At 60.0% G+C, this 26,241-nt stretch carries 25 protein-coding genes, 1 tRNA gene and 3 pseudogenes; 7 read left to right on the top strand and 22 right to left on the bottom strand.

The features are described 5' to 3' along the window. Nucleotides 1-52: 52 nt before the first annotated feature. Together nadA and ACE4QZ_RS08575 are read right to left on the bottom strand one after the other, a co-directional pair. On the bottom strand, nt 53-1,111 hold the full coding sequence (gene nadA / locus ACE4QZ_RS08580; protein ID WP_003254747.1) for a quinolinate synthase NadA: 1,059 nt from the start codon (nt 1,109-1,111) through the stop codon (nt 53-55). A 274-nt stretch (nt 1,112-1,385) separates the two neighbouring features. Next, nucleotides 1,386-2,894, bottom strand: a complete 1,509-nt coding sequence (locus tag ACE4QZ_RS08575) for a YdgA family protein (protein ID WP_021783343.1) — start codon at nt 2,892-2,894, stop codon at nt 1,386-1,388. Between the two features lie 446 nt (nt 2,895-3,340). Between ACE4QZ_RS08575 and ACE4QZ_RS08570 the strand changes: the two genes are divergently transcribed. The 6 genes and pseudogenes from ACE4QZ_RS08570 to ACE4QZ_RS08545 all read left to right on the top strand — a co-directional run bounded on the left by ACE4QZ_RS08570 (nt 3,341) and on the right by ACE4QZ_RS08545 (nt 9,648). After that, nucleotides 3,341-4,693, top strand: coding sequence for an APC family permease (locus tag ACE4QZ_RS08570; RefSeq protein ID WP_101196312.1), 1,353 nt, complete (start codon nt 3,341-3,343; stop codon nt 4,691-4,693). A 65-nt stretch (nt 4,694-4,758) separates the two neighbouring features. Continuing rightward, nucleotides 4,759-5,919 (top strand): annotated as a pseudogene (gene mcpU / locus ACE4QZ_RS08565) (methyl-accepting chemotaxis protein McpU); the annotation flags it as partial. 363 nt (nt 5,920-6,282) lie between these two features. Then, nucleotides 6,283-6,825: pseudogene (gene mcpU / locus ACE4QZ_RS08560) on the top strand (methyl-accepting chemotaxis protein McpU); the annotation flags it as partial. 145 nt (nt 6,826-6,970) lie between these two features. After that, nucleotides 6,971-7,930 (top strand): cation diffusion facilitator family transporter, encoded by a 960-nt coding sequence (locus ACE4QZ_RS08555; protein WP_103462114.1) that lies wholly within the window; start codon nt 6,971-6,973, stop codon nt 7,928-7,930. 173 nt (nt 7,931-8,103) lie between these two features. After that, nucleotides 8,104-8,574 (top strand): annotated as a pseudogene (locus tag ACE4QZ_RS08550) (hypothetical protein); the annotation flags it as partial. A gap of 708 nt (nt 8,575-9,282) precedes the next feature. After that, a complete protein-coding gene (locus ACE4QZ_RS08545) occupies nt 9,283-9,648 on the top strand; it encodes a hypothetical protein (protein ID WP_103462112.1) in 366 nt (121 codons plus the stop codon). 654 nt (nt 9,649-10,302) lie between these two features. On the opposite strand, the gene ACE4QZ_RS08540 is transcribed toward ACE4QZ_RS08545, so the two are convergent. From ACE4QZ_RS08540 to ACE4QZ_RS08455, 18 genes are all read right to left on the bottom strand, one after another. Continuing rightward, nucleotides 10,303-10,378 (bottom strand) — tRNA-Lys (locus ACE4QZ_RS08540). A 60-nt stretch (nt 10,379-10,438) separates the two neighbouring features. Continuing rightward, nucleotides 10,439-11,113: a 7-cyano-7-deazaguanine synthase QueC gene (gene queC, locus ACE4QZ_RS08535; RefSeq protein WP_010952369.1), complete on the bottom strand. Its 675-nt coding sequence runs from the start codon at nt 11,111-11,113 to the stop codon at nt 10,439-10,441. A gap of 17 nt (nt 11,114-11,130) precedes the next feature. Next, entirely contained in the window at nt 11,131-11,778 is a 648-nt protein-coding gene (queE, locus tag ACE4QZ_RS08530) for a 7-carboxy-7-deazaguanine synthase QueE (RefSeq protein WP_003254753.1), read from the bottom strand. Between the two features lie 168 nt (nt 11,779-11,946). Continuing rightward, a complete protein-coding gene (gene ybgF / locus ACE4QZ_RS08525) occupies nt 11,947-12,753 on the bottom strand; it encodes a tol-pal system protein YbgF (RefSeq protein WP_028698156.1) in 807 nt (268 codons plus the stop codon). Nucleotides 12,754-12,759: 6 nt separating this feature from the next. Then, complete coding sequence (gene pal, locus ACE4QZ_RS08520; RefSeq protein WP_003254755.1) at nt 12,760-13,260, bottom strand: peptidoglycan-associated lipoprotein Pal; 501 nt, start codon at nt 13,258-13,260, stop codon at nt 12,760-12,762. Between the two features lie 54 nt (nt 13,261-13,314). Then, a complete protein-coding gene (tolB, locus tag ACE4QZ_RS08515; protein ID WP_021783335.1) occupies nt 13,315-14,586 on the bottom strand; it encodes a Tol-Pal system beta propeller repeat protein TolB in 1,272 nt (423 codons plus the stop codon). 26 nt (nt 14,587-14,612) lie between these two features. Beyond that, on the bottom strand, nt 14,613-15,692 hold the full coding sequence (tolA, locus tag ACE4QZ_RS08510) for a cell envelope integrity protein TolA (RefSeq protein ID WP_103462111.1): 1,080 nt from the start codon (nt 15,690-15,692) through the stop codon (nt 14,613-14,615). Then, nucleotides 15,692-16,144: a protein TolR gene (gene tolR / locus ACE4QZ_RS08505; RefSeq protein ID WP_003254760.1), complete on the bottom strand. Its 453-nt coding sequence runs from the start codon at nt 16,142-16,144 to the stop codon at nt 15,692-15,694. The genes tolA and tolR overlap by 1 nt, the downstream gene beginning before the upstream one ends. 14 nt (nt 16,145-16,158) lie before the next feature. Further along, nucleotides 16,159-16,854, bottom strand: coding sequence for a protein TolQ (tolQ, locus tag ACE4QZ_RS08500; protein WP_010952367.1), 696 nt, complete (start codon nt 16,852-16,854; stop codon nt 16,159-16,161). A gap of 2 nt (nt 16,855-16,856) precedes the next feature. Further along, the gene (gene ybgC / locus ACE4QZ_RS08495) at nt 16,857-17,309 is read right to left on the bottom strand and encodes a tol-pal system-associated acyl-CoA thioesterase (RefSeq protein WP_103462110.1); all 453 of its coding nucleotides are present in this window, start codon (nt 17,307-17,309) and stop codon (nt 16,857-16,859) included. A 125-nt stretch (nt 17,310-17,434) separates the two neighbouring features. Beyond that, complete coding sequence (ruvB, locus tag ACE4QZ_RS08490) at nt 17,435-18,481, bottom strand: Holliday junction branch migration DNA helicase RuvB (RefSeq protein ID WP_003254766.1); 1,047 nt, start codon at nt 18,479-18,481, stop codon at nt 17,435-17,437. After that, nucleotides 18,478-19,095 (bottom strand): Holliday junction branch migration protein RuvA, encoded by a 618-nt coding sequence (ruvA, locus tag ACE4QZ_RS08485; RefSeq protein WP_012273768.1) that lies wholly within the window; start codon nt 19,093-19,095, stop codon nt 18,478-18,480. The genes ruvB and ruvA overlap by 4 nt, the downstream gene beginning before the upstream one ends. Before the next feature lie 109 nt (nt 19,096-19,204). Next, on the bottom strand, nt 19,205-19,729 hold the full coding sequence (gene ruvC, locus ACE4QZ_RS08480; RefSeq protein WP_003254769.1) for a crossover junction endodeoxyribonuclease RuvC: 525 nt from the start codon (nt 19,727-19,729) through the stop codon (nt 19,205-19,207). A 185-nt stretch (nt 19,730-19,914) separates the two neighbouring features. Continuing rightward, complete coding sequence (locus tag ACE4QZ_RS08475; protein ID WP_021783333.1) at nt 19,915-20,661, bottom strand: YebC/PmpR family DNA-binding transcriptional regulator; 747 nt, start codon at nt 20,659-20,661, stop codon at nt 19,915-19,917. 114 nt (nt 20,662-20,775) lie between these two features. Beyond that, on the bottom strand, nt 20,776-22,551 hold the full coding sequence (aspS, locus tag ACE4QZ_RS08470) for an aspartate--tRNA ligase (protein ID WP_028698159.1): 1,776 nt from the start codon (nt 22,549-22,551) through the stop codon (nt 20,776-20,778). 93 nt (nt 22,552-22,644) lie between these two features. Further along, the gene (locus ACE4QZ_RS08465; RefSeq protein ID WP_003254776.1) at nt 22,645-22,866 is read right to left on the bottom strand and encodes an FmdB family zinc ribbon protein; all 222 of its coding nucleotides are present in this window, start codon (nt 22,864-22,866) and stop codon (nt 22,645-22,647) included. 92 nt (nt 22,867-22,958) lie between these two features. Next, a complete protein-coding gene (locus tag ACE4QZ_RS08460; RefSeq protein ID WP_021783331.1) occupies nt 22,959-23,288 on the bottom strand; it encodes a ribbon-helix-helix domain-containing protein in 330 nt (109 codons plus the stop codon). A 211-nt stretch (nt 23,289-23,499) separates the two neighbouring features. Then, the gene (locus ACE4QZ_RS08455) at nt 23,500-23,973 is read right to left on the bottom strand and encodes a Dps family protein (RefSeq protein ID WP_010952363.1); all 474 of its coding nucleotides are present in this window, start codon (nt 23,971-23,973) and stop codon (nt 23,500-23,502) included. Between the two features lie 281 nt (nt 23,974-24,254). Between ACE4QZ_RS08455 and ACE4QZ_RS08450 the strand changes: the two genes are divergently transcribed. Then, nucleotides 24,255-24,848 carry a cold-shock protein gene (locus ACE4QZ_RS08450; RefSeq protein ID WP_021783330.1) on the top strand — a complete coding sequence of 198 codons (594 nt, stop codon included), beginning with the start codon at nt 24,255-24,257 and terminating at the stop codon, nt 24,846-24,848. A 110-nt stretch (nt 24,849-24,958) separates the two neighbouring features. On the opposite strand, the gene ACE4QZ_RS08445 is transcribed toward ACE4QZ_RS08450, so the two are convergent. Both ACE4QZ_RS08445 and ACE4QZ_RS08440 read right to left on the bottom strand, forming a co-directional pair. Further along, a complete protein-coding gene (locus tag ACE4QZ_RS08445) occupies nt 24,959-25,165 on the bottom strand; it encodes a SlyX family protein (RefSeq protein WP_012051473.1) in 207 nt (68 codons plus the stop codon). 1 nt (nt 25,166) lies between these two features. Further along, nucleotides 25,167-25,586, bottom strand: a complete 420-nt coding sequence (locus tag ACE4QZ_RS08440; protein WP_021783329.1) for an HIT family protein — start codon at nt 25,584-25,586, stop codon at nt 25,167-25,169. Between the last annotated feature and the right edge of the window lie 655 nt (nt 25,587-26,241).

Genomic DNA, 26,241 nt, shown 5'->3' with positions numbered 1-26,241 from the left:
GCAATATCTGTGGTAGCGGGCGAGCCCGCGAAGAGTATGACGCGGTCTGGCGTCAGGCATTACCAGACAGCTTCAGCCGCGCCGCCTGGGTAAAGTCCAGCATGCGGTTAAGCGGCTTGATGGCCTTGGGCACCAGCGCCGGGTCGACAAAAATTTCGTTGGTGCCGTTACGCAGGCAATCCAGCACCCGCTCCAGAGTGTTCATCGCCATCCACGGGCAATGCGCGCAGCTGCGGCAGGCCGCGCCGTTGCCGGCGGTGGGGGCTTCGACGAATTCCTTGTCCGGGCACAGCTGCTGCATCTTGTAGAAGATGCCACGGTCGGTGGCGACGATGAAGGTTTTGTTCGGCAGGGTCTGGGCAGCCTTGATCAGCTGGCTGGTGGAGCCCACCGCGTCGGCCAGCTCGATCACCGCTTCCGGCGACTCGGGGTGCACCAGAATCGCAGCATCCGGGTACAGCGCCTTCATGTCGGCCAACTGGCGCGACTTGAACTCTTCGTGAACGATGCAGGCACCGTCCCACAGCAGCATGTCGGCACCAGTCTGCTTCTGGATGTAACGGCCAAGGTGCTGGTCCGGGCCCCAGATGATGGTTTCGCCGTTGTCCATCAGGCTTTCGACAATTTCCAGCGCACAGCTCGAAGTCACTACCCAGTCGGCGCGTGCCTTCACCGCTGCGGACGTGTTGGCGTAGACCACCACGGTGCGTTCAGGGTGCTGGTCGCAGAAAGCCGAGAACTCTTCTACCGGGCAGCCCAGGTCGAGCGAGCAGGTGGCCTCCAGGGTCGGCATTAGCACGCGCTTTTCCGGGGTGAGGATTTTTGCCGTCTCGCCCATGAAGCGCACACCGGCCACGATGACCGTTTCGGCAGGGTGATTCTTGCCGAAACGGGCCATTTCCAAAGAGTCGGATACACAGCCGCCGGTTTCTTCAGCCAGCGCCTGGATGACCGGGTCGCAGTAATAGTGGGCAACCAGCACGGCATTCTGGGCCTTGAGCTCGGCAGCGATGGCCGCACGGTATTCGGCCTCCTGCTCGGCTGTCAGCGGGTTGGGCTGCTTGGCGTCGAGGTGGGCCTGAACCAAAAGGCGTTCGGAAATCTGGGTCATGATCGCTGGACCTGCAGGCGCGCTTGCGCGTCAAATCGAGTGTATCACCCGGCCCTGGCAGATCGGCTAAGGGTGCCGGACGGCACACTGACCGCCACGGCCCTCTGCGGGCGCGGATTATTATCGGAGGCCGAAGGCTACAGACAATCCAGCGATTACTAAAGGGGTTTTTGTGTTGCCTGTACTGGCCTCTTCGCGGGTAAACCCGCTCCTACACTGTGAAATCCTTGTAGGAGCGGGTTCACCCGCGAAGGGGCCGCAACAGGAGAAACCATCACCCCTGCGGCGACAGGGCTGCCAGATGCGCCGCCATGAACATGGCAAATTCTTCCACGGTCATTTTTCGGCCATTGAAATCGACCATGCCCTCGGCATAGTGCAGGCTGCTGACCACATCATCGCCCTGCACGGTGGCCATGCCGCTCTGCAGCGCCATCATGCCGACCATCTCCCCCGCCTGGCTCGACTGCATGGCAATGGCTTGGGCATCGGTCTGGCCATCCAGCAAGGCCTGCAAGGTCGCCAGGTCACCGATCATCGGCTTGGACAGCGACAGCTTGCCTTTCACCTCAGTGATGATCTGCTTGCTCAGCTGGTCCGGCGGCAGGTCGAAGCTGGCCGGCGCGGCGAGGTCCATCGACAGGTTGAAGCGGCTCTCGCCATTGGCGGTCTTGAACGACAGGTTTTCCACCGCCAGCTTGGGCTTGGCGGCCAGCAATTTCTGCAAGTCACCCTGGAAGCGGGCCTTTTCGGCATCGTCCATCTGGATCTGCGGCACCGGCTGGCCAGCCGCACTGGCGGCCTCGAACTCAGGCAAGTGCGACTGGTACCACTTCGACAAGGCCTGCAGCGCCGGGGCGTTGACCGAGGTCACGCTCACCGCCATCTGTGCCTTGCCTACCGCGCGGCCATCCCAGCTGATGTCGCCGACCTTGTACTCCGCGCGGCCACCTACGGTGTCCGTGCCCTCGAGGGTTTGCAAGGCCTTCTGCTCCAGCCCCTTGATCAGCAGCACCTGCTGTTTCGGCCCAAGTGTGACCTTGGTTTCGGCCAACGCCAGATCGACGTTACCCACATAGATGGCATCGTGCGCGGTGGCTGCGAGGTTACCGCCAAACTTCAGCCCTTTGAGCTCGAACGTGGCCGGCGGCTGGTCGTCTTGCACCCGTTTAATCACGAGACTGTCGGCCTGGCCGTGGAACGTCGAGGCCTTGCCTTCCTTGTCCCCGCTGGCTTCGAACTGCATGCCCGAGAAATCCAGGCTGTTGCCGTCCGCTTCATCAAGCCTTAGCGGCGCCAGCTGAACCTGGCTGACCACACTGCCGCTGTAACCCAGGCTGGTCTGCGCACTGATCGGGGCCTTGCCACCCGCAGCAGCGAACCATGGCGCGACGGCCTCATCCTTCTGCAGCGTGCTGTTGCTGACCGCCATTACCGGCATCAGCTTCAGCGCCCTGACCCTGGACCAGGGAAACGGGCCGTGCTCGATCTGGTCGGTCACGCCTACGTCAAAATTGATCACCTCACCCTCACCCACGTTGATGTCGCGAGCCTTGAGCCGGTACTGGGCAGTACTGCTGAAGAGGTGCTGCTCCAGCGACACGCGCTCGATGCTCATGCTACCGCCGGTGCTGACCAGGGCCTTTCTGAGTTCGGCGTTACTGCGGGCAAGCGCGTTGTCCAGCTCTGCCGGCAGCTGCTTGCCGGTGTACCAGGCGCCTGCGGTAGTTGCGACGGCAATGGCGATAGCCAGGCCGGAAAGGATGCCAACTGTTTTCTTCATGAATAGAACCGATTGCTGTCCGTAAGAGCTTCGAAGGCGGCCAGTGGCCACGCAGAAAACGAAGAGTACCACCCCCGATTAGGCCGAGTGCTGGCTCAGGTCGAGAAATGCCATTTTTCGGACACGTCTGACACCGAGACAAGGCAAGCACAGGATTCGTTAATTTTTACGAACACGCCAATTGATCACAATCGCAAATAAACGCGCAAAAACCGAACAAAACCCGGATTTAATCGATAAATATTTCAATTCAGCAACATCTTGTCATGTTTAACTTGACACTCACCTATCCATCGTTTTTTATTTTCACCACTTTGCGCGCTCCCCCGCGCCTCCCGCCGCTCCAACATAAAAGGTGAACAACATGGAGCCCACCCGCTCGCCCTTGCCGCATGCGCAATACACCGTGCCCGTCGTTTACGCCCAGCAGCAGGAGCCATGCCAGCATGCAGCCTGACCAGAGCGCTTCCGGCCACGGCCAACTCCGCAAAACCCTGCGCCTCTGGCACGTGATCATCATCGGCCTGGCCTACCTGACCCCGATGACCGTGTTCGACACCTTCGGCATCGTCAGCGGGATTACCGCCGGCCACGTACCCAGCGCCTACATTCTGGCGCTGGCCGGCATCCTGTTCACCGCCGTGAGCTACGGCACCCTGGTAAAGCGCTTTCCGCAGTCGGGCTCGGCCTACACCTACACCCAACGCGCAATCAACCCGCACGTGGGCTTCCTGGTGGGCTGGTCTTCACTACTGGACTACCTGCTGCTGCCAATGGTCAACGCACTGCTGGCCAAGCTTTACCTCTCAGCCATGTTCCCGGAAGTGCCGGAGTGGATGTGGGTGGCCGGCTTCGTCACCCTGATCAGCCTGATCAACATGCGCAGCGTGAACCTGGTGGCGCACTTCAACCTGCTGTTCGTGGGTGTGCAGGTGGCGATCATCGCCGTATTCATTTACCTGTGCGTGCGTGGCCTGGACCATGGTGAAGGGCTGGGTACCACCTGGAGCCTGATACCGTTCGCCGACAGCCAGACCCAGTTCAGCGCCCTGGCCGCCGGTGCGACCATCCTGTGCTTCTCGTTCCTGGGCTTTGACGCGGTCACCTGCCTGTCCGAGGAAACTCGCGATCCGGCCAAGACCATCCCCCGGGCGATCTTCCTCACCGCATTGATCGGTGGCGTGGTGTTCATCACTGTGTCGTATTTCATCCAGGCCTACTTCCCGACCATGGCCCGTTTCCACGACCAGGAAGCGGCCCTGCCGGAAATCGCCCTGTACGTTGGCGGCAAGCTATTCCAGTCGATCTTCATCGCCTGCACCGTGATCAACACCATCGCCTCGGGCCTGGCCTCGCAAACCAGCGTGTCGCGCCTGCTGTATGTAATGGGCCGCGACAACGTGATCCCGGCCAGCGTCTTCGCCCGCCTGCATTCGCGTTACAAGACACCCGTGCTGAACATTGCCGTGGTCGGCGTCATTTCGCTGTCGGCGATCTTCTTCGACCTGGTGACTGCCACCTCGATCATCAACTTCGGCGCCCTGGTTGCGTTCAGCTTCGTCAACCTGTCGGTGATCAACCACTGCTACCTGCGTGAAGGCAATCGCAAAGGCCTGAGCAACCAGTTGAAGTACCTGGTACTGCCTACCATCGGCTTCTGCATCATCGTCTCGCTATGGCTGGACCTGAACGCACATTCGCTGATGTTCGGCGGCATCTGGGCTGCGCTCGGGCTGATCTACCTGGGCTGGCTGACCAAAGCCTTCCGCTCGGCACCGCCCAACTATGTCGCCGAATGACCCCTGCTGCCCACAACGCCCGCGCCTGACCGCGGGCGTTGTACTTGATCGATAAGGAAAGCCTCATGCCGCTGCGTCGCCTCTCCATCCAATGGAAGATCACCCTGCTCGCCGGGCTGTGCCTGCTGGCCATTGTCGCCTTGCTGGTAGCCACCTCGCTGACCCAGGCGCACCGCAGCGCTGCCCTGGTCAACCAGGCCAACACCGCCATGCTTGAAAACAGCGCCCGCCAGCGCCTGCAGGCCCAAGCCGAAACCCAGGCCTTGCGTATCCAGCGCTACTTCATGGATGCCTACCAGTACGGCAATGGCTTTGCCCGCCTGGTGCAAGTGCTGAAGGCCCGGGGTGGTGGCGACCTGCGCGCCGAACTGACCCGCCAGGCGCGTGCCAGCCTCGCCGGCAACCCGGACGTGATCGGCCTGTACCTGGTGTTCCAGCCCAACGCCCTGGACCAACAGGACAGCCAGTACCTCGGCCAGGACGCCATGGGCAGCAATGAGAGCGGGCGTTTCTCGCTGTACTGGTCACAACCCAGTCCCGGCACCCTGGAACTTGAAGCCATGCCGGAAACGATGCTCGGTGACAACAGCATTGGCAGCAACGGCGCGGCGAAAAACCGCTGGCTGACCTGTCCGCAGGACACCGCCAGAACCTGCATGCTCGAACCGTACCTCGACGAGGTCAACGGCCGTCAGGTGCTGATGACCAGCATCGCTCTGCCATTGCTGGAACACGGCAAGGTAGTCGGCGTGGTCGGCCTGGACATCGGCCTGGCCAATCTGCAGCAACTGAGCGTGGACGGCCGCCGCGATCTGTTCGACGGCCAGGGCCAGGTGAGCATCGCTACCGCCGCCGGTCTGCTGGCGGGCAACAGTCGCGACGACAGCGCGCTCGGCAAGCCCATGGACAAGGCAGTACCCGACGGCCTGCTGCGGGTGGCCCACCCCTTCACGCCAATCCCTGACACAGCCCCGTGGCAGGTTCTGCTGGAGCTGCCAGAAAGCGTGCTGCAGGCGCCTGCCGTCGCCCTCAACCAGCGCCTTGATGCCCATAACCAGAACGCCAACCTCACCAGCCTGCTGATAGGCATTGGCACGGCAATCGCGGGTTTGCTGCTGGTGTGGCTGACCGCTCGCGGTGTTAGCCGGCCAATCCTGGCCGTGGCTGCACGCCTGGAAGACATTGCCAGTGGCGAAGGCGACCTTACTCGCCGCCTGGACTACGCCCGCCAGGATGAACTGGGCCAGCTCACCAACTGGTTCAACCGCTTCCTCGACAAGTTGCAACCGATTATCGCCCAGGTCAAAGGGTCGCTGCAGGAGGCACGCGACACCGCCGACCAATCGGCGGCCATCGCCAGCCAGACCAGCAACGGTATGCAGCAACAGCATCGCGAAATCGAACAGGTGGCCACAGCGGCCAACGAAATGAGCGCCACGGCCCTGGATGTCGCCCACAACGCCTCGCAGGCGGCCCAGGCCGCACGTGCTGCGGATCAAGCCAGCCAGGAAGGCTTGCAATTGGTCGACAGCACGCGCCAGGGCATCGACCGCCTGGCCGCAGGCATGAACACTGCCATGGACGAGGCGCGCGCACTGGAAGACCGCAGCGGACAAATCGGCTCGGTGCTTGAAGTGATCCGCACCATTGCCGAGCAAACCAACCTGCTGGCACTGAATGCCGCCATCGAAGCGGCCCGCGCAGGCGAAGCCGGGCGTGGCTTCGCCGTGGTTGCCGATGAGGTGCGCGGCCTGGCCCAGCGCACGCAGGTTTCGGTGGAGGAAATTCGCCAAGTTATCGAAGGCCTTCAGCAAGGCACCCAAGACGTTGTCGGGGCCATGCATGCAGGCCAACGCCAGGCCCAGGACAGCGCCGCACGCATGGAACAGGCATTGCCAGCACTGCAACGCATTGGCGAGGCGGTGGCGGTCATCAGTGACATGAACCTGCAAATTGCCTCGGCAGCGGAAGAGCAGAGCGCGGTGGCTGAGGAAGTGAACCGCAACGTGGCCGGCATCCGCGATGTGACAGAGTCACTGGCTGGCCAGGCCGACGAATCAGCACGTATCAGCCAGGCATTGAACCGGCTGGCCAACCAGCAGCAGGCGCTGATGGAGCAGTTTCGCGTCTGACCTGCAAGGGCCTCTTCGCGGGCAAGCCCGCTCTCACAGGGGCGTAGTGGCTTTCGAGGCTGGTGCAGATCCTGTGGGAGCGGGCTTGCCCGCGAAGAGGCCCTTGCAGACACAACAGCATCGTCGTTTTTACTGAGCACTACTCATGCAAACCGCAACCCGATCCACCTTCTTCGACATCACCAGCGAACAAGGGCTTTTACGCACCTCGATCGCCGCCACCCTGTTCATTGCCACCATCGGCATCGCCTTCGGCCTGGCCTCCGGCTCGTTCTCCATCATCTTCGACGGCGTCTACTCGCTGGTGGATGCCAGCATGAGCGGGCTGTCGCTTGTGGTGGTCAAGCTGATCACTTCGCACACCACCAGCGTGCAGATGTCGCGCAAGTTGCGCGAACGCTTCACCATGGGTTTCTGGCACCTGGAGCCCATGGTACTGGCACTCAACGGCATCCTGCTCAGCGGCGTGGCCATCTACGCACTGATCAACGCCGTCAGCAGCCTGCTGCAAGGCGGGCGCCACCTGGAGTTCGGCATTGCCATGGTCTACGCAATGCTGACGGTGATCACCTGCGTGAGCATCGCCGTCGTCGAGGCACGCGCCAACCGCAAACTGAAGTCAGACTTCGTGCGCATGGACGTCAAGGGCTGGGTGATGTCAGCCAGCATCACTGCCGCGCTGCTGATCGCCTTCTGCTTTGGCTATGCAGTACAGGGCACTTCGCTGGAATGGGTATCACCGTACATCGACCCGGCGGTGCTGGCGCTGGTGTGCCTGGTGATCGTGCCGTTGCCGATGTCGGTGGTGCGTCAGGCGCTGTCTGAAATCTTCCTGGTCACCCCCGGCGACCTCAAACTGCACGTGGATGAAGTGGCCAAGGCCTTCGTCGCCCGCCACGGCCTGCAGTCTTACCGCGCCTATGTCGCCAAGGTCGGGCGCTCGAGGGAAATTGAGCTGTATTTCATCGTGCCCAAGACCATGACGGCCAAGACCATTGATGAATGGGATGCGTGGCGTAACGAAATTGGTGACGCGGTGGGCGGTGAAGGGCCGGACCGTTGGCTGACGGTGGTGTTCACTGGCGACCCGGAATGGGCCGAGTGATGTGCGGGCGCTCTGCGCCCTTTTTCCGAAACCCGTAGCGCAAACGAAACGTCCACATCGCATCGAGCAAGTATCTCTGTCTGGCGGCGGCGGTCAGCGTCCGACCAATCAACCCCAGGCTCAAAACGTTCCTCAGCCGAGCCCCGATGACTTGCGCGCGAGGTAAGACGAAGAGCGAGGCACGTAACCAAGGGAAGGTCAAGCAGGCATTGGGCATCTCGACCCGCAGCTACCTCCATACAGGCGAGATCGCCGGCTATGCCGACAAGGTATCTGGTGTTGCCAAAGCGTCGAATCTGGTCAAGAAAGGCACGTATATCGGTACTGCGCTGGATGTGGCCGCCACAGGCTTGTCGATTCATAAAGCCTGCACAATGGGCCGGGAGGAGCAGTGCCGCCGCGCCAAATATGTTGAAAGCTCGGCGTTGATAGGTGGCCTGGGAGGCGGCAGCCTCGGAGGGTATGCGGGAGGTATGGCAGGGGGTGGTGCTTGTGTAGTCGTTCTGGGATTTAGTACAGGCGGCCCTGGAGCGCTGGTTTGTGCTGTGGTAGGCGGTGCAGTAGGCGGTAAAATATTCGGAGACATCGGAAGCTGGGGAGGCGAGATGATGGGTGATTTATTATATAGTGAGGTTTCAGAGTGAATGCAGTTGACCCTGGATGGATTGCGCTGTTGATACTTGCCCCCATAACTCTGTCTATGATCGGGCTTTGTTACATCGCACACAAATATACTGAGCACTTTGAATCGTTTCTTCCGAATTGTACGTACGTGACCGGAAATAAGAAAATATTCCAGCATGCAGGCTTACTGGGCAAAGTCATGCGCACGGGATCGATCTCTCTGGTGCTGGCGATGCCGACAATTTTTTTGCGTAGAAACTTAATTGACTTAAATGAAGTTAAACGTTTCCCGCCCAACACGAAGCGGTTATTGGTGAGCCTGTTAACAATCCAAATCATGCTGCTAATCGCACTAACCATTTTCCATTATGTATATAGTTGAAGCTTAGCTGAGTGACATTAGCTTAATCGTTACGATGGCCAGATAGATAGCCCAGCCCCAGCTGGCCAACTCCAATCACCTTCAGTCCCAGTTATAAGTAGGCAAAGCCCCTTGTAGATATACTGCACTGACTGAGTTTTTATGATAGGTGGCCTGGGAGGCGGCAGCTTCGGGGGTATGGTAGGGGGGGTGGTGCTTGTGTAGTCGTTCTGGGGTTTAGTACAGGCGACCCAAGAGCGCTGATTTGTGCTGTGGTAGGCGGTACAGTAGGCGGTAAAATCGCCGGTGACTTCGGGAGCGAGAGAGGCGAGAAGGTGGGTGATTTTTTATATCGTGAGGTATCGGAGTGAATCAAGTTGACCCTGGATTAATTGCGTTGTTTATCCTTGCGCCCATGAATCTGGCGATGATCGTGCAGTGCTATATTGCGCATAGATACACTGAAGACTTTGAGTCGTTTCTCACAAATTGTAAGTTCGTGACCGGCAATAAAAAAACATTCCAACATGCAGGCTTGCTTGGTAAAGTCATGCGTACGGGATTGATCTCTATGGCACTTGCCATACCGACAATCTTTTTGCGCAGAGGCTTAATTGACTTAAATGAAGTTAAACGTTTCCCGCCCAACATGAAACGATTATTGGTGAGCATGTTAGCCATCCAAATCGTGCTGCTCATTGCGCTTACCATTTCCCATTATGCAGATCGTTGAAAAATAATTGACTGGCATTATCGGGACGATGGCCAGATAGATGGCCTCGTCCCAGCTGGCCAACTCCAATCATCTTCAGTCCTGGTTAGAAAGGTACAAAATTCCTTATTGCCGCGCGCTTCGTGGAGCTCCTTGCTCAAGAACGCTGCGTCGAGCAGTAAGGGGCGCTGCAAGCTGTTCCAGCGACCTGTTGCCCCAGAGGAGCTTTTCACACCCACCCTGCTATTCAGATCGATGACATCAGGCGTAAAGACGACGCCGGCACCCCGAACGTCTGCAAGTCAAACAGTCACGCCCAACAGCGCTCGCACCTCCCCTTGAACCAGCACTGCGAGCGCCGAGCCATCCGCCCGTAGTTCGACGAACAAGGCAGAGCTATCCCAAGTCATCGTGCTAGGAAACTGGCGCCATGGTTTCGGCTGCGTGCGATTTATGACCATGCGGACGCGCGGTTACCTATAGCCGTGATAGCCCGCTAACCCGCTAACTCATTGACTTTTCTAGGGCAGACACGAAAAAGCCCACCATGACAGGCGGGCTATTCCATATTTACATCACGACGAAGCGAGCCTAAGGTTCGCCTCAGACGGCTGCAAGACTAGAAACTGGCTGAGGCAAGCCTCCCTCTCTAGTACTCACGAACCGCTTTGCATATGGTGGGTCGTGTAGGATTCGAACCTACGACCAATTGGTTAAAAGCCAACTGCTCTACCAACTGAGCTAACGACCCGTTGGATGGCGCGTATAATACTGATTTCTAACGAGAAATCAATACCCCATCAAACTTTGTTCAAAAATACCGCGTCGGGTCTTCGATACCGGCTGCCTTGAAGCCATCGGCGCGCAGGCGGCAGCTGTCGCATTTGCCACAGGCACGGCCGTCATCGTCGGCCTGGTAGCAGGAAACGGTCAAGCTGTAGTCCACACCACGAGCCATACCAGCCTGCACGATCTGAGCCTTGCTCATGTTCTGCAGCGGCGCCTGGATGCGGAAGCCCTGCCCTTCTACACCAGCCTTGGTCGCCAGGTTGGCCATACGCTCGAAGGCCTCGACGAACTCGGGTCGGCAATCCGGGTAGCCAGAGTAATCCACGGCATTGACGCCAATGAAGATGTCGCGCGCTTCCAGTACTTCTGCCCAACCCAAGGCCAGCGAAAGGAACACAGTATTGCGCGCCGGCACGTAAGTGACCGGAATGCCTTCACCCGGGGCTTCCGGCACGTCGATGCTGCTGTCGGTCAATGCCGAACCGCCGATGCCGTCGAGGTTCAGCCCAATGACCTTGTGCTCGACCACACCCAGGTCGCGGGCCACGCGGGCAGCGGCGTTCAGCTCGGCACGATGACGCTGCCCGTAGTCGAAGCTCATGGTGTAGCAGCTGTAGCCTTCGGCTTTGGCCATGGCAACCACGGTGGCTGAGTCCAGGCCACCGGACAACAGGATTACTGCGCGTTTTTCGGTCATGTATACGTGCTCCTCAATCAACGTCCGGGCTCGTCGTTCCACAGCAGCTTGTGCAACTGCAGCTGGAAGCGTACGGGCAAGTTGTCGGCAACGATCCAGTCAGCCAGGTCACTGGCGTTCACCTGATGATGGCTGGGAGAGAACAACACCTCACCGGCACGCTCAGCCAGGTTGTACTGAATCAGCTTGGATACCGCCCAGTCATAGTCCTCGCGGGAACAGATGACGAACTTTACCTGGTCGTTACGCGTCAGCTGCTCGATGTTCTCGTAGCGATTACGGTGCGACTCTTCGGAACCTGGGGTTTTCAGGTCGACCACACGGCTGACGCGGGTGTCGGTGCCGGCAATATCCAGCGCACCGCTGGTCTCCAGCGACACCTCGTAACCGGCGTCACACAGCCGCTGCAGCAACGGCAAGGCGTTGGGCTGCGCCAGTGGTTCGCCACCGGTGACACAGACGTAGCGCGGCTTGAAGCCGGCCACCTGCTCAAGGATCGAATCAAGGGTGCGCACGGTACCGCCACTAAAGGCATAGGCACTGTCGCAGTACTGGCAACGCAGGGGGCAACCGGTGAGGCGCACAAAAACCGTGGGCAGCCCGGCCGTTCGCGTCTCACCCTGCAAAGAGTAAAAGACTTCGGTGATGCGTAATGTGTCTTGCATGCTCGCCACGGGCGTGACAGCTAAACAGGCTGTCCGCCTCCGTCAGGCACTGTTGCGGACTCGACATAGCGTTATCCGCAGCAGCGTGTTTAAGAAAAAAGGGCATTGATTCTAACGAAAAAACCCGCGACTGGCGCGGGTTTCTTTCGAGCGGTACAGCGGCGACGCCTAGAGCTTCTGCAGGTCACGCTGGGCCAGTTGAGCAGCAGAGGTGCCCGGGTACTGGGTGATGACCTGCTGCAGGATGCCCTTCACCTTGTCGGTATGACCCATACGGCGCTCGACATCAGCCAGTTTGTACAGCGAATCAGGCACCTTGCTGTGCTTCGGGTACTTCTGGCTGACCTGGGCAAAGGCCTGGCTGGCGCCTTGCAGGTCGCCCTTGGCCAGGTTCACTTCACCCAACCAGTATTGGGCATTACCGGCGTACTGGCTGTTGGGGTACTTGCGCAGGAAGGCGTTGAACGCCTGGCTGGCCTTGTCGAAGTCTTTCTGTTTGATCAGGTCGAAAGCAGCGTCGTAGTAGAGCTTCTCTTTCGCCGGATCACCGGGCTGGCTACTGCCGGCCGGTTGTTGCGCAGCAGCACCTGCTGCGGCATCGGGGGCGGCATTGGACGCACCACCACCGGAGGAATTGTCAGGGGTTGCGGCAGGCGCAGCGCCACTGTTGATGCGACGGTCCAGGTCCTGGTAACGCTCCAGGTTTTCCTGCTTCATGCGCGACACATCGTTTTGCAGCTCTTCGATGATGCCTTGCTGGCGGGAAAGCTGATCCTGCATCTGTTGCAGCTGCATGAACAGCTGGCCCTGTGCAGAGGCAGGGGCCGAAGCCCCTGACCCGGCATAGGCGCCGCTCGTGCCATAACCCACAGGCGGATAGCTGCCTGCGTTGTCATCTACTACAGGGACCTCAGCCCAGGCCGCAAGCGGCAGGCTGAGTGCGAGGACGGTTACTACACGGCGGCACATACGCATAAGAACTTACTTACGCAGTTCTACGCGACGGTTCTGAGCCCAGGACTGCTCGTCGTTGCCGGTAGCAACTGGACGCTCTTCGCCGTAGGAAACCAGTTCCAGCTGAGCAGGGGAAACGCCCTGCAGAACCAGGTAGCGCTGAACGGCCTTGGCACGACGCTCACCCAGAGCCATGTTGTACTCGCGGGTGCCGCGCTCGTCGGTGTTACCTTCCAGAACAACACGGTTGCCGTTGGCTTTCAGGTCCTTGGCGTGAACGTCCAGAGCGCGCATGGCTTCTGGTTTCAGGTCCGAGCTGTCGTATTCGAAGTAGAAGGTGGTGATTGCGCGCAGAGCGGCTTCTTCGCTCAGGGAGCCGTCAACAGCGCCAGTGTTGGCACCGTAGCCAGCGTTAGGGTCTACAGCAGCGCCTTCGCCTGCGTTGTCACCGCCCTTAGAGGAGCAACCTACAGCTACGGCCATGGCCAGGGCCAGCGCAGCAAATTTACCAAACTTCAGCATTTCCATCGTGAAACTCCTAATGAAACCCCAGTGTGTTAAGCAAAATGTATTACGCCGCAATCAGTTCAGGTAAGGGGACCAGGACGGTTCTCTGACTTCGCCTTGAGCGGTAGGAAGTGGGAGCCTCACGCGGCCATTAAGCGACACGAGCATCAAGACTCCCCGGCCCTGCTGGCGGGTGGCGTAGATTAGCATGGTGCCGTTTGGCGCAACAGTGGGAGACTCATCAAGACTTGTTTCAGACAGAATCTTTACACTTCCGCGCTGCAAGTCCTGGGCCGCCACTTTGAAGTTGGTAAAGCCCTGTTGGCGATGAATCATTACCAAGGTCTTTTCGTCCGCCGAAAGTTTCGGGTTGGCATTGTAGTTACCCACGAACGTCACACGCTCGGCACCACCGCCACTGACCGACTGTTTATAGATCTGCGGTTTGCCGCCACGGTCGGAAGTGAAGTAAAGGGTATTGCCATCTTTGCCCCAGAACGGCTCGGTATTGATACCCGGGCCTGCAGTAACACGGCTGATCTGGCGCGAAGCCATATTCATCACGTAGATGTCCGGGTTGCCGTCCTTGGACAGCACGAACGCCAGGCGCGAACCGTCCGGCGACCAGGCTGGCGCACCGTTCAGGCCTTCGAAGTTGGTGACCTGCTCGCGGCGGCCAGTATCGATGTTCTGCACGAAGATACGTGGGCGCTTCTGCTCGAACGAAACGTAGGCGATACGTTTGCCATCCGGCGCAAAGCGCGGCGACAGGATCGGCTCACGCGATTGCAGCAGGGTCACCGCACGTGCACCGTCGTAGTCCGAACGCTGAAGGGTGTAGCGGGTGTTGTTGGTGGAGAAACGCTCGGCCGTCACGTACAACATGCGCGTCGAGAACGCGCCTTTGATGCCGGTGAGCTTCTCGAACGACTGGTCGGCGATGTAGTGCGCCATGTCGCGCAGCTGGTCGGTGCTGCCCGCTACGCTGCCGGTCAGCACTTGCTGCTCGGTGGCGACGTTGAACAGCGCGTACTGCACCTGCAGGCGACCGCCCGACGGCACAATGCTACCGACCATCACGTACTGGGCTCCCAGCGCTTTCCAGTCACGGAAGATCACTTCGCTGGCCTGCGACGGCTGGCTGATCATGTTCTGCCGCGGGATTGGCGAGTAGTAGCCAGAGTTGCGCAGGTCGTTGCCGATGATGTCAGCAATGTCCTCTGGCAGCACGCTGCCGCCCTGCAGACCGAACGGCACTACCGCGATGGGGGTAGCCCGATCGCTGCCGCTGGTGACCAGGATGTTCTTTTCCTCTGCAACGGCCATGCCTGCCACGCAGCACAGCATGACCAGCAGTCCTCTCAGACGTTTAATCACAACGCTAGATCCTCAGGTGTAAATGTCATCTTGAACGAACGATAACGGTTGAAATCGCTCGGCTTCATACCCTGCATCTCGGTCAGACGACCAATGTTCTTGACCGCAGCCACTGCCGAACTGTCGTACGGGCCGTCACCACTGGAACGGGCCACGCTGACACTGGTAATGGTACCGTCCGGCAACATGCTGACCTGCAGGGTCACCGTCATGCCCTTGCGCGCGGAAGGCGGACGCGCCCAGCCCTCGGCCGCGCGCATACGGATCAGGTCGTCGAAGTCGCCAGCTACCTGATCGCCCTGCTCGTCAGCCAGCGCCTGCTGCCGCTCGGTGGTGTCAGACAACAGCTCGGCCAGGGCCTGGGCTTTCTTGTCTTCTGCCGCCTTGCGGGCCGCTTCCTGTGCCTTTTTCTTCTGGGCGTCTGCAGCGGCCTTTTTCTTGGCCTCTTCAGCTGCCTTCTTCTTCGCGTCCTCGGCTGCTTTCTTCTTGGCCTCTTCGGCTGCCTTCTTCCTGGCGTCCTCGGCGGCTTGTTTCTTCGCCTCTTCAGCGGCCGCTTTCTTGGCCTCTTCTTCGGCTTTTTTCTTCGCTTCGTCCTCGGCCTTCTTCTTGGCGATGTCGGCCTGCTGCTTCTCGGCGGCTTTCTTCGCCTCTTCGGCTTTCTTGGCTTCGGCAGCTTTCTTTGCCTCGGCAGCCTTGGCGGCTTCAGCGGCCTCGGCTTTTTTCGCTTCAGCAGCCTCGCGAGCCTCTTCGGCCTTTTGAGCAGCGTCGGCCTTCTTTTGTTCCGCGGCCTTCACGGCCTCTTGCTCGACCTTCTTCTGTTCCAATTGCTCAACTTCGGTCTGGCGCGAAGCGGTTTTCTTCGCCTCCCCGGCAATCTTCTGATTGGTCTGGGTGGTCGCCTGGCTCTTGGACTTGAGCTGATACAAGGTAGCCTGAACAATCGGCTTGGATGGCGGCAGCTCAGGCGTCATGGCAAAACTGACGAACAGCAGGGCGAACACCAGCACATGCAGGCCGATGGCCCAGACACTGGGCCAGAAGTAGCTTTCCGAGGCGGATGGCTCTCGCTGTTGCATCAGGGCGCCTCGGTAATCAGGCCAACGTTACCGACACCGGCCTTCTGCAACCCGCCCATGGCACCCATGACCGCGCCATAGTCGACAGCCTTGTCGCCACGAATGAACACCTGGGTCTGCTTGCCCTGGTCACGGCCGGCAGCAATGATCTTGGTGACGGCGTCGGTCATGGCCGGCAAGGTCATGGCTTTGTCCATCTGCTTGTCGGTATCGACTTCGCTGCCGAGGTTCCAGTAATAGGTTTTATCGGCCTTGATGGAGATGGTGAGGATCTGGACGTTGTTGTCCTGCGGCAAGGCTTCGCTGGAAACCTTGGGCAGGTCGACCTTCACGCCCTGGTTGAGCATGGGCGCCGTCACCATGAAGATGACCAGCAGCACCAGCATCACGTCGATGTAGGGCACCACGTTCATCTCGGCGACGGGCTTGCGTTTGTGGCGAACTCGGGCCATGGGCTTCTACCTGATTACTCTTCGCTGGTGTGCACTTTGCGGTGCAGGATCGCCTGGAACTCGTCGGCGAAGGTGTAGTAACGGCCGATCAGCACTTCACTGCGTGCGGCGAAACGGTTGTAGGCAATAACAGCCGGGATTGCCGCGAACAGGCCGATGGCGGTTGCGATCAGTGCTTCGGCGATGCCCGGAGCAACGGTGGCCAGGGTGGCCTGCTGGGCGCTGGCCAGGCCGCGGAAGGAGTTCATGATGCCCCATACAGTGCCGAACAGGCCGATATACGGGCTGGTCGAACCGACGGTGGCCAGGAACGGCAGGCTCTGCTCGAGTTTTTCTTCCTCGCGCGAAATGGCAACGCGCATGGCACGGCCAACGCCTTCCATGACCGCGTCGGGATCAACGCCCGGCTGTTGACGCAGACGCGAGAACTCCTTGAAACCGGCACGGAACACCTGCTCCACACCGGAGTCCGGGTCTGGGTTGCTGCCTGCCTGGCGGTACAGCTTGGACAGGTCGATGCCCGACCAGAAGCGCTCTTCGAAGGCATCCAGCGCACGACGACCGGCGCGCAGCATGGTGCTGCGCTGGAAGATCATGATCCATGAGGTGACCGAGGCGGCCACCAGGGTCAGCATTACCAGCTGTACCACCACGCTGGCATTGCTGACCAGACTCCACATGGAGGTATGGTCGACGACGTTAGCTTCCACGCTTATTCTCCTGCATTCGATTGATTACCCGAGCCGTCCGCCGCAAAGGCGTCGCGCAGCTGGGGCGGTATGGCTCGGGGTTTGAAAGTGTCGGCGCGCACGGCGGCCACCAGGAACTGCCCTTCGCAAAGCAGCGTTTCATCCTTTTCCCGCCACACCTGCTGTACGAAACGCAGGCTGGCGCGATTGAGTTCAAGTACTTGCGCGGTCACCCGCAATTCGTCATCAAGCCGCGCCGGCGCGTGATAGCGCGCTTCGCTGGAATGGACAACGAACAGCAGGTTGTCTTCAACCAGCTGCGACTGGGAAAAGCCCAGGTGCCGCAGGCGTTCGGTGCGCGCGCGCTCCATGAATTTCAGGTAGTTGACGTAATACACCACGCCGCCCGCATCGGTATCTTCGTAATAGACGCGACACCTATGTGCGAACGGTTCGAGCTGATTTTGCGCGCGCATACTCTAGTGCTTACTCCTCAGCTTGCCAATCCGCTGTGGCAACTGTTTTTTCTTCATTAATGTCTTATTGCCAGCGCGCCAAGGGCATGCCAGCGGTAGGACCACAAAAAGTCGCTTTTGATCTGTCATTCATCGCCTGGCTCGGAAAAATCGCCCCCCTCCCCCAAGCGCCCGGGGATATTCAGCCCAAAGTGCAGGTAGGCATGCCGGGTAACCACGCGGCCGCGCGGCGTGCGCATGATGTAGCCCTGCTGGATGAGGTACGGCTCAAGCACATCTTCGATGGTATGACGCTCTTCGCTGATGGCTGCAGCCAGGTTGTCCACGCCCACCGGGCCACCATCGAACTTCTCGATCATGGTCAGCAGCAGGCGACGGTCCGAGTGGTCGAAACCACGCTCGTCGACGTCCAGCAGGTTCAGCGCCATGTCCGCCACGGCCTTGGTGATCTGGCCCTTGCCGCGCACCTCGGCGTAGTCACGCACGCGGCGCAGCAGGCGGTTGGCGATGCGCGGCGTGCCACGGGCACGGCGGGCAATCTCGTAGGCGCCCTGGTCTTCGATGGCCAGGCCAAGGATGTTGGCCGAGCGGCTGACGATGGTGCTCAGATCCTTGTCGTTGTAGAACTCCAGGCGCTGGACGATACCGAAGCGGTCACGCAGCGGGTTGGTCAGCATGCCGGCACGGGTAGTAGCCCCCACCAGGGTGAAGGGTGGCAGATCAAGCTTGATGGATCGGGCTGCCGGGCCTTCGCCGATCATGATGTCGAGCTGGAAGTCCTCCATGGCCGGGTACAGCACCTCTTCGACAACAGGTGACAGCCGGTGGATTTCATCGATGAACAGCACGTCGTGCGGCTCGAGGTTGGTCAGCATGGCTGCCAGGTCCCCGGGGCGCTCGAGAATCGGCCCCGAAGTGCTCTTCACCGACACCCCCATTTCATGGGCGATGATGTTGGCCAGGGTGGTCTTGCCCAGGCCGGGCGGGCCGAAGATCAGCGTGTGGTCAAGCGACTCGCCGCGGCCTCGGGCCGCCTGGATGAACAGCGCCATCTGCTCTCGCACCACTGGCTGGCCGATGTACTCGTCCAGGCTCAGGGGGCGAATCGCACGGTCCTGGACTTCTTCGCGGTCGCGGCCACTGGCGGCAATCAGGCGGTCGGCTTCGATCACTTGGTAATCATCCCTTTCAGGCTGCGGCGAATCAGCTCTTCACTGCTCAGGCCGGCCTTGTCCTTGATCGCGGCGATTGCCTTGCTGGCTTCCTGTGGCTTGTAGCCCAGCGAGACCAGGGCACTGACTGCATCGGCCTCGGCACTGGACTCGCTGGCGACCGGTAAAGGCCCATCGGAGACCAGGGTGAACATGGCCGGCGAGGTTTCCCAGGCCTTGAATCGATCCTTGAGCTCGACCAGCAAGCGCTCGGCGGTTTTCTTGCCGACGCCTGGCACGCGCACCAGGGCTGAGGTGTCCTGGGCCTGCACGCAGCGCACCAGTTCATCCACTTCCAGCCCGGACATCAGCGCCAGGGCCAGCTTTGGCCCTACACCGTTCAGGCGGATCAGCTCGCGAAACAGCTCGCGCTCGCGTTTTTCGGCAAAGCCGTAGAGCAAGTGGGCATCTTCGCGCACGACCAGATGGGTATGCACCGTGACGGCTTCCCCCACTTTGGGCAGACGGTACAGCGTGGTCATGGGAACTTCCAGTTCGTAACCCACGCCGTTGACGTCGATAATCAGGTGAGGCGGTTGTTTTTCCGCCAGGGTGCCGCGCAAACGTCCAATCACGTTCCGATCCTTCCTCTCGGGGAGCCGGTCAAAGACCGCTCAACCCTATCAGCAAATGCAGCAGGTGAACGTATCACCCGAACAAAATGTGTATCAGCGCATGAAGCGCTTACAGACGCAAGCGCCCGCCGCGTCGCCGCGCTGTGCTCAAGCCATGCGGCACCAGGCTGGAGCGGGTGTGGGCGTGGCACAGCGCGATGGCCAGGGCATCGGAAGCGTCAATCTGCGGTTTTTGCGTCAATTTCAGCAGATGCATGACCATCATCATCACCTGCTCCTTGTTGGCACCACCCGTGCCGGCCACGGCCTGCTTGACCTGGGTGGCGCTGTACTCGGCGATCTCCAGGCCAGCCTCGGCGGCGGCGACGATAGCCGCGCCACGTGCCTGGCCAAGCTTGAGCGCCGAATCGGCGTTGCGGGCCATGAACACCCGTTCGATGCCCATGGTCACCGGGCCGTGCTGGGCAATGATTTCACTGACACCACGAAAAACAATCTGCAGCCGCTCGTGCAGCTCACCGCTGCCGGTGCGGATGCAGCCCGACGCCACGTACTCGCAACCACGGGCGGTCTGGCGTACCACGCCATAGCCGGTGATGCGCGAGCCAGGGTCGATACCTAGAATCAGAGTCATAAAGCCCGTCGAAAAAATGATGCATCTCTACAAACTGCGCCGGCCCTTTCGCGGGTAAACCCGCTCCTACAGGTACTGCACCACATTTGAAATGGGCGTAATACCTGTAGGAGCGGGTTTACCCGCGAAAGGGCCGGCACAGGCGCGATCAAACGCTCAGCGTTGGCACAAAATGCCAAATCACCTTAGCCTAGGTTTTCCATGATCTCGTCGGAAATCTGAGCATTGGAATAGACGTTCTGCACGTCGTCCAGGTCTTCGAGCATGTCGATCAACTTGAGCACCTTTTCGGCACCGTCCTGGTCGAGCTCGGCACTGGTGGTCGGTTGCATGACGATTTCTGCATCAGCGGCCTCGAAGCCAGCCTCCTCCAGGGCATTACGCACGGCATAGAAGCTGTTGAACGAAGTGAATACGTCGAACGAACCGTCGTCATTGGCCACCACGTCGTCGGCATCGGCCTCCATCGCCGCCTCCATCAACGCGTCCTCTTCCACGCCGGGGGCAAAGCTGATCTGGCCTTTGCGCTCGAACAGGTAGGCCACCGAGCCGTCAGTACCCAGGTTGCCGCCACACTTGGTGAAGGCATGACGCACGGCGGCAGCGGTACGGTTGCGGTTGTCGGTCATGGCTTCGACCATGATCGCCACGCCACCCGGGCCGTAACCCTCGTAGCTGAGCTCTTCGACGTTGTCGCTTTCGTTGGTGCCAGCACCACGGGCTACGGCGCGATCGATGATGTCGCGGCTCATGTTGGCGCCCAGGGCCTTGTCCAACGCCAGGCGCAGGCGCGGGTTGGATGCCGGGTCAGGGCCACCCTGCTTGGCAGCGACCGTCAGTTCACGGATCCACTTGGTGAAGACCTTGCCTCTCTTGGCATCCTGGCGCTCTTTGCGGTGCTTGATGTTCGCCCACTTGGAATGACCAGCCATATCGACTCCGAATCCTTTGAATCACAAACAGCCCCGCCCCATGACGGGGCGGGACGGGAAAATACCTGCGTCGAAACGCAAAGGCGCATCCATATGGATGCGCCCGGGGACTGCTTACTCGACCTTGGTCTGTTCGCGCAGTCGGATGTGCAGCTCGCGCAGGGCCTTGGCGTCGACCATGCCTGGGGCCTGGGTCATGACGCACGCGGCGCTCTGGGTTTTCGGGAACGCGATCACTTCACGGATCGACTGGGCGCCAGTCATCAGCATGACCAGACGGTCCAGACCGAACGCCAGGCCACCGTGAGGCGGTGCCCCGAACTTCAGAGCGTCGAGCAGGAAGCCAAACTTCTCTTCCTGTTCTTCTGCTTCGATACCCAGCAGGCGGAATACTGCCTGCTGCATCTCTTTACGGTGGATACGGATCGAACCGCCACCCAGCTCGGTACCGTTCAGGACCATGTCGTAGGCACGGGACAGGGCGCTGGCCGGGTTGGCTTCGAGCTCTTCCGGGGTGCACTTCGGCGCCGTGAACGGGTGGTGCAATGCAGTGAAGCTGCCGTCTTCGTTCTCTTCGAACATCGGGAAGTCGACAACCCACATCGGCGCCCACTCGCAGGTCAGCAGCTCGAAGTCGTGACCCAGGCGAATACGCAGCGCGCCCAGGGCTTCGCTGACCACCTTGAACTTGTCGGCACCGAAGAACACGATGTCGCCGTCTACGGCGCCAACGCGATCGAGGATGTTGTTGAGGTTGGCCTCAGGGATGTTCTTGACGATCGGCGACTGCAGGCCTTCGACACCCTTGGCGCGCTCGTTGACCTTAATGTAGGCCAGCCCCTTGGCACCGTAGATACCGACGAACTTGGTGTACTCGTCGATTTTGCTGCGCGGCATGCTGGCGCCGCCTGGCAGACGCAGGGCGGTAACGCGGCACTTCGGATCGTTGGCCGGGCCGGCGAACACTTTGAAGTCGACATCCTTCAACTGGTCGGCAACGTCGACCAGTTCCAGCGGAATACGCAGGTCTGGCTTGTCGGAGCCGTAGCGGCGCATGGCCTCTTCGAAGGTCATGTGCGGGAATTCGCCGAATTCCAGGTCGAGCACTTCTTTGAACAGCTTGCGGATCATGCTTTCGGTCAGGCCCATGATCTCGCTTTCATCGAGGAAACTGGTCTCGATGTCGATCTGGGTGAATTCCGGCTGGCGATCGGCACGCAGGTCTTCGTCACGGAAGCACTTGGCAATCTGGTAGTAGCGGTCGAAGCCGGCGACCATCAGCAGCTGCTTGAACAGCTGGGGCGACTGCGGCAGGGCGAAGAAGCTACCGGCATGGGTACGGCTTGGCACCAGGTAGTCGCGCGCGCCTTCCGGAGTGGCACGGGTGAGGATCGGTGTTTCGACATCGAGGAAGCCGTTGTCGTCCATGAAGCGACGGATGCTGCTGGTGATGCGCGAACGCAGGCGCAGCTTTTCAGCCATTTCCGGGCGACGCAGGTCGATGAAGCGGTAGCGCAGGCGGGTTTCCTCGCCGACGTCAGAGTACTCGTTCAGCGGGAACGGCGGGGTTTCCGCCTCGTTGAGCACAGTCAGCTGGTAGCCGAGGATCTCGATGGCACCGGAGGCCATGTTGGCATTCACTGCACCTTCAGGGCGCTTGCGGACCTTGCCGGTGATCTGTACGACGTATTCGCTGCGCACACGGTCTGCGGCGGCGAAGGTTTCGGCGCGATCCGGATCGAACACGACCTGGGCCATGCCTTCGCGGTCACGGATGTCGAGGAAGATCACCCCGCCGTGGTCGCGGCGACGATGGACCCAGCCGCAAAGGGTGACTTCCTGGCCGTCCAGGCTCTCGTTCAGTTGGCCGCAATAATGGCTGCGCATCATGATGGTGGTTTCGCTTCTCGTGATTCGTGTATTCGGTGGAGGCCTTGGCCGCCCGGAGGGCTAATACTGCAAGACCCGGTCACAGCATTCAACTCAGTCGGCCTTGTCGCCGCCTGCCAGATTCTTTTTCGCCCCGGTCTTGAAGTCGGTTTCGTACCAACCGTTACCGCTCAGGCGAAAGCCTGGCACCGACAGCAGCTTTTTCAGTGCCGGTGCCTGACAGGCCGGACAATCGGTCAGCGGCGCGGCGCTGATCTTCTGCAGCACTTCCATGCGGTGCTCGCAGGACGCACATTGATAGTCATAAAGGGGCATGGGTGTCTCTCGTCAACCATAACGCTGGCTGCCGGGGCAGCAAAAAGCGGGATTATATATGGTTAGCAAGCACTGCGCAGCCCGCCAGGCGATCAGCGAGCACTCGGCGGGTCCTGCAGCCACGCCACGCAGATGACCCGGATCAGCCCGCTGAAGTTGCGCACTCCACCCTGACGCAGGTGCACTTCACGGTCCACATAGGACAACACGGCACTGACCGAACAACGGTTGGCGGCGGCAATGCGTTCCAGGATACCCCAGTAGACAGCCTCCAGGCGCAAACAGGTAGAAAAGCCGTTGAGCCGCACGGAACGTGACACCGGCTGCGTCTGCAGCATGTCAAAGTCCGCCTTGAACGGATCGATGCACTGTTTTCCTGGCCAGCTGCCTTGGCCTGCCATACGTTTGCTCGCTTGCATCATGCGCCACACTTCCTCGTCACAGGTACCAGGTGGCCTATGAAGCGCTGACGGGCGAGCTTAAAGCAGCGGCAAAATGTTCCTTTGCAAATACCAGGTTGCCAGGCGGACCCTGTGGGAGCAGGCGATGCGCTGGATGGCACCGGCTGCGCCGGCGTTCGCGGGCGCGCCCACTCCCACAGGGGTTGCGCAAGTTTTCCGCCTTGAGCAACGGTTACTTGTCGTCGAGCAGCACCCGCAGCATCCAGGCGGTTTTCTCGTGCACCTGCATGCGCTGCGTCAGCAGGTCTGCGGTCGGCTCGTCACTGACCTTGTCCACCACAGGGAAAATGCTGCGCGCAGTGCGCACCACGGCCTCCTGCCCCTGGACCAACTGGCGGATCATCTCGTCTGCCGGAGGGACACCTTCCTCCTCCTTGATCGACGAGTGCCGTGCATAGAATGCATACGAACCCGGTGCCGGGAAGCCCAGGGCACGGATTCGCTCGGCGATCGAATCGACTGCCAGCGCCAATTCGTTGTACTGCTCTTCGAACATCAGGTGCAGGGTGCGGAACGACGGACCGGTGACGTTCCAGTGGAAGTTATGGGTTTTCAGATACAGCACGTAGGTATCCGACAACAGGCGGGACAGCCCATCGACGATGGACTTGCGATCTTCTTCACTGATACCGATATCAATTGCCATGAAGCTCCCCTTTCCATAAGGCTTGAGACTCAAGCGGGCGCCGACCACTGTAGCAACACTTGCCGCATGCCGCATGTGACATGGCGCAACACATCGCCCACTGGGCGGCCTGCGGTTTGAGTAGGCTGCGGCTTTACTGTTAAATAGGCACTGTGCCACCCGTGCGGACTGTCATTGCCGGGTGCATAGGCTGGCCTGCCACGTGTTCGCGCTCCATATCTCATGCGCACCGTGCTGCCAGCTCTTCCTGTGATCGGCCTTATCAACAGTGAGCCAACCCCATGTTCAAGATCGTCCATCTGGTGACGGGCGTGGCAGCTTTGCTGCTATCGCTCATACCCAGCCTGAAAACCGATGCGACACCCTTCCTGCAACAACCTGACGCGGTCTACCTGGCCCTGCTCGGCCTGCTCAACCTGGTGCTGGCGCCGGTGGTGCCACTGTATCATCGCGGCGCGCGACAACAACTGCAGCATCTGGCCTGCGCCCTGTTGGTGGTCGCCGTCGTGCTGCAGACCCTGACGCTACTGGCCCGCCCGGAAATGGGCAACCTGGCAGCCCTGGTCTGCGCGGCACTGGCCGTGGCCCTGCATCTGGCCGTGGGCTTTGCACGCGGCCCACGCAAGGCACGCAGCAGCCAGCACGCGGCACAAGATGCCGGCAACCGTGATACTGGCACCGTCAAATGGTTCAACACATCGAAAGGCTTTGGTTTCATCTCCCGCGACTCGGGTGATGACATCTTCGTGCACTTTCGAGCCATCCGCGGTGAGGGCCACCGCATCCTGGTCGAAGGCCAGCGCGTGGAGTTTTCGGTGATGCACCGCGACAAGGGCCTGCAGGCCGAAGACGTAGTTGCGGTAACCCGCCGCTGACCGACTGACGCCATCAACGGCAAGCCAGGCTCCGCAAGGTCAGCGCTGCACCTGAGAGCAGCATCATACCTGTGGGGGCTGGTTTGCCGGCGATGGCAGCCTGGCAGAAATCAATAATGGGGAGGCGGCGCCTCTTCCCCTTCACTGCCATACTGGCCAACCATCTCTTCATGACGCTTGATCAGCTCGGCCATCTGCAATTGCAGCCGCTCGATCACCCGCGCTTGCTCCACCACCACGTCATTCAGCGCCTGGATAGCGTCATCCTGAAACGCCTGACGGGTTTCCAGCTCGACCATACGCATTTCCAATGTCATGTCAGGCCTCTTGGTAACCAGCAAGCTGCAGCCCGCGCAGACGCTGACGAACAGCCTGCAGTTGATCATCGGTGTAACCCACAGGCGCACACTTGCCCCATACCGGAGCCGGCCACGCGGCGTCGTCGCGCTGGCGCACGATCACATGCATGTGCAACTGGCTGACCACGTTACCCAAGGTAGCCACGTTCATCTTGTCAGCTGCGTAGCTGGCCTTCAGCGCTTCTGCCAACAGGGTGGTTTCCTGCCACAACTGCTGTTGCTCTGCCGCATCCAGCTCGAACAGCTCACTGATACCCGCGCGCTTGGGCACCAGGATGAACCATGGGTAATTGGCATCCTTGCTCAGCAGCAACTGGCACAGCGGAAACTCCCCCAGCACCAGCGAATCCTGCTGCAATCGCGAATCGAGGACGAACACGGCATATCTCCTTCAGGCAATACCATCCCGCGTCAGGCGGAAACAGGCCAGCAAGGATACCTTGCACATTCCCGGTAACACAGCGCTACTTTTCGCACCAAAATGAGGCCGCCTGACCGCCTTCCCCACACCTGCCACCCCACAAATGCCCCCGGATTAACAAGTTGCGGTAACACCTTGACTCTAATGGCAGGTTTTTAAATTTTAATGATTCTCGATCCCAAAAAACACCCAAGCCGCCTTCGCCCCGCATTTACGGTACTTTCCGACCCTCGGTAGCAGGTTTTGTGAAAATTTCATGAAGTGTTGCGAATTTTGAGCACGCTTGTTGCATCCCCTTCCCGCCAAGTCGGCACGACATCTGCAGTGGCAGGTGAACGCGACAAATAACAACAGCGACATGGGTTACCAGGGAGTTTCCTCAACCGGAATCGGCAGTTACAGATTCGTTACGGTGCCAGGAACAGCGCTGAGGTTATACGGCCCCTGAAACGGGGCGTGATTTGCGACATGGAAATACTTAAAAGCGACACGGCGAAAAAGTTCCGCAAAGAGTGCTTATAGCCATATCGCCAACAACAGTCTGCGTGCTATACATTTTCGCCGACATAACAAGAAAGAGCTGCCCCATATAACTAAAAGACTTGGACGCAGC

This window comes from Pseudomonas sp. DCA-1 (assembly GCF_046523955.1).
Classification (GTDB): domain Bacteria; phylum Pseudomonadota; class Gammaproteobacteria; order Pseudomonadales; family Pseudomonadaceae; genus Aquipseudomonas; species Aquipseudomonas putida_Y.
This window is presented reverse-complemented; position numbering and strand designations above follow the sequence as displayed.